The 2,539-nt window shown below is 42.6% G+C and carries 2 protein-coding genes; both read right to left on the reverse strand.

Annotated elements, in window-relative coordinates:
* Positions 1 to 1,743: biosynthetic arginine decarboxylase (speA, locus tag L4C33_RS21400; RefSeq protein WP_428814409.1), on the reverse strand; the 1,743-nt coding region annotated here is incomplete at its 3' end.
* A 222-nt stretch (positions 1,744 to 1,965) separates the two neighbouring features.
* Positions 1,966 to 2,445, reverse strand: coding sequence for a hypothetical protein (locus L4C33_RS21405; protein WP_428814410.1), 480 nt, complete (start codon positions 2,443 to 2,445; stop codon positions 1,966 to 1,968).
* Positions 2,446 to 2,539: the final 94 nt, after the last annotated feature.

Consider the following 2,539-nt stretch of genomic DNA (forward strand, 5'->3'; position numbering starts at 1 on the left):
CAATAACGGCGTTGCCACAATAACGGCGTTGCCATTGTCGTCGAGATTGACGACAGCACTGTGTGTGTCGCCAAATAGGTTGTGCATGTCACCTAAAATTTCTTGATACGCACCGACTAAGAAAAAGCCCATCAAATAAGGTTTGTCTTTGTCGAAAGCGGGAACCGGCAGTGTCTTTTCAATGCCTTGGCCTTCGACATATTGCTCAATTACGCCATCTGAGTCACAGGTAATGTCCAGCATCACCGCACGTCGGTCTTCAACATTTTCTAAACCAGAAAGAGGGAGAACAGGAAACACTTGATCAATTCCCCACGCATCCGGTAAAGACTGGAATAGTGAAAAGTTTACGAAAAACTTATCCGCTAACCTTTCGCTTAATTCATCCAATATTGGGCGATGGAAGCGATTTTTGTTACTCATCTGACGGCTTAGCTCAAAGTAAATGCGCAGCGATAGCTGTTCCGCCCAGGCACGTTGCTGTAGGTTAAGCAGACCTACTGCGAATTGTGAATGTACTTCCGCCAAATCACTTTGAGTGTCGTTGTAAATTTCTATAAGCGCACGAGCGTCGGTACCATCTTGTAAGTACTCCCAATTTCGCCACATGTTTTGCAACAACGTTGGCGCATCGATCTCAGGTGCTTCGATCATTTCAGGTTGGTAAGTTTCGTTACCAATGACATTAGTGATCAATACGGCATGGTGAGCCGTGATAGAGCGACCTGATTCAGAAATGATCACCGGCATAGGTTGCTCATACTGCAAGCAAACATCGCTTACGGTTGAAACAATGTTTCTAGCGTATTCGGCTAATCCATAATTCATCGAATTAGAAGACTGGCTGCGTGTACCGTCATAGTCGACTGCTAACCCACCACCAATATCGAAAAAGTCGATGTTCGCGCCCATCTCACGAAGCTCGCAGTAAAAACGAGCGGACTCATTCACTCCGTTACGAACATCGCGGATATTTGCCATTTGTGAACCCAAATGGAAGTGCACCAGCTGCATCGCATCAAGTTGCTGTTCTTGTTTCAAGCGCTCGATAACCGTAAGTACTTGTGAAGCAGAAAGTCCAAATTTAGACTTTTCACCACCACTGGCTTGCCACTTTCCCGCACCTTGAGAGGCCAATCGAATTCGGATACCTAAACGTGGTTTGACGCCAAGGTTTTTCGCTTCCTTCAATACCAAATCAAGTTCAGATAATTTTTCTAGAACGATGAATACTTTATGTCCAAGCTTTTCACCAATGAGCGCAAGGCGAATGTATTCACGGTCTTTGTAACCGTTACAAACGATCACCGAACTCGCTTGTTGAGCAAGTGCAAGCACTGCCAACAGTTCAGGCTTACTACCAGCTTCTAAGCCGAGTTGTTTGGTTTCTAATTTGGCTTGGCTGGCTAAGATCTCATCAACCACTTCCTTTTGTTGGTTTACTTTGATTGGGTAAACCAGCAAGTAATTGTTCTTGTATCGGTATTCTTCAATTGCTTGATTAAACGCTTGGCAAACATTGTGCACACGTTGATGCAGTATTTGCGGAAAACGAACCAAAACAGGAAGGTTCAATTTGCGCTCTTCCAGTTGAGTGACGATATTGCTTAACGGGACTTGGTGTGTCTTATTATTCGTCGGTGAAACCGTGACTTCACCATTGTCATCAATACCGTAGAAGCCTTGGCTCCAGTAGTGAACGTTGTAGTCCGCGCGAACGCGATCGAGTTTTGATTGTTCCACAGCTTATCTCGCAAGAAACAGAGAAGAAAAAGATGAATCAGAATTGGCTGAATTCATGCCTGACATTTGGTGAGGCTCTATATTTTAAGAGGTTAGCCACCAAAGAATGGTTACCAAAAGTCAGGCGCATTAACGGATAAATTGGACTCGCAGTCTAACGAAACAATTTTGTCGTTTAGATAACGTATTTTTATTGAATAGGTTGGTTATAGGTACGTTGAGTCAACCAATATTATGGTGAGTGTTATTCTTTTCTATGAGAAGTAAGGCARTGTCTCGGAAGTAAAAAAGGTATAGCTTTTTTCCATTATCATTCGGTATTTCAATGGGGTAGACCTTCATCCTTACTTCATCGGGCAAGTCGAGAATTAAACTATTTTGCACTGTACCAGTAAATTGTCGAGTGACATTTTTCTTAGTAAGGTCTGAGTTAAATGGCCCCCATTCAAAAAGTGACTGAACGGCTAAGACACCACTTTTTGATGCGATGATGTCGTGCATGGCTAAGAAATGATCGCCCATAAAGACTTCACCTTTTCTATCGTAACTTTCTTGGGGATCATGATTAGAAATGTAGGTGGCTCTTACATTAGCTTGGAAGATAATTCGGTTATCTACACTGTGAAAGCCAAACCAGTAACCGCTCAACAGTGCGACGACACATAAGGTAATRAATATAAAGTGTTTATGGTTGATCTTCATTGAATATCCGTAGGCTTTCTTTAAGTCCCTCTAATAGAGATTGGTCTTTTTCAAAGTTAATACTCATTTGCTTGTGAGATGAATATAGTACGTA

Source organism: Vibrio makurazakiensis (genome assembly GCF_050337375.1).
Lineage (GTDB): Bacteria > Pseudomonadota > Gammaproteobacteria > Enterobacterales > Vibrionaceae > Vibrio > Vibrio makurazakiensis.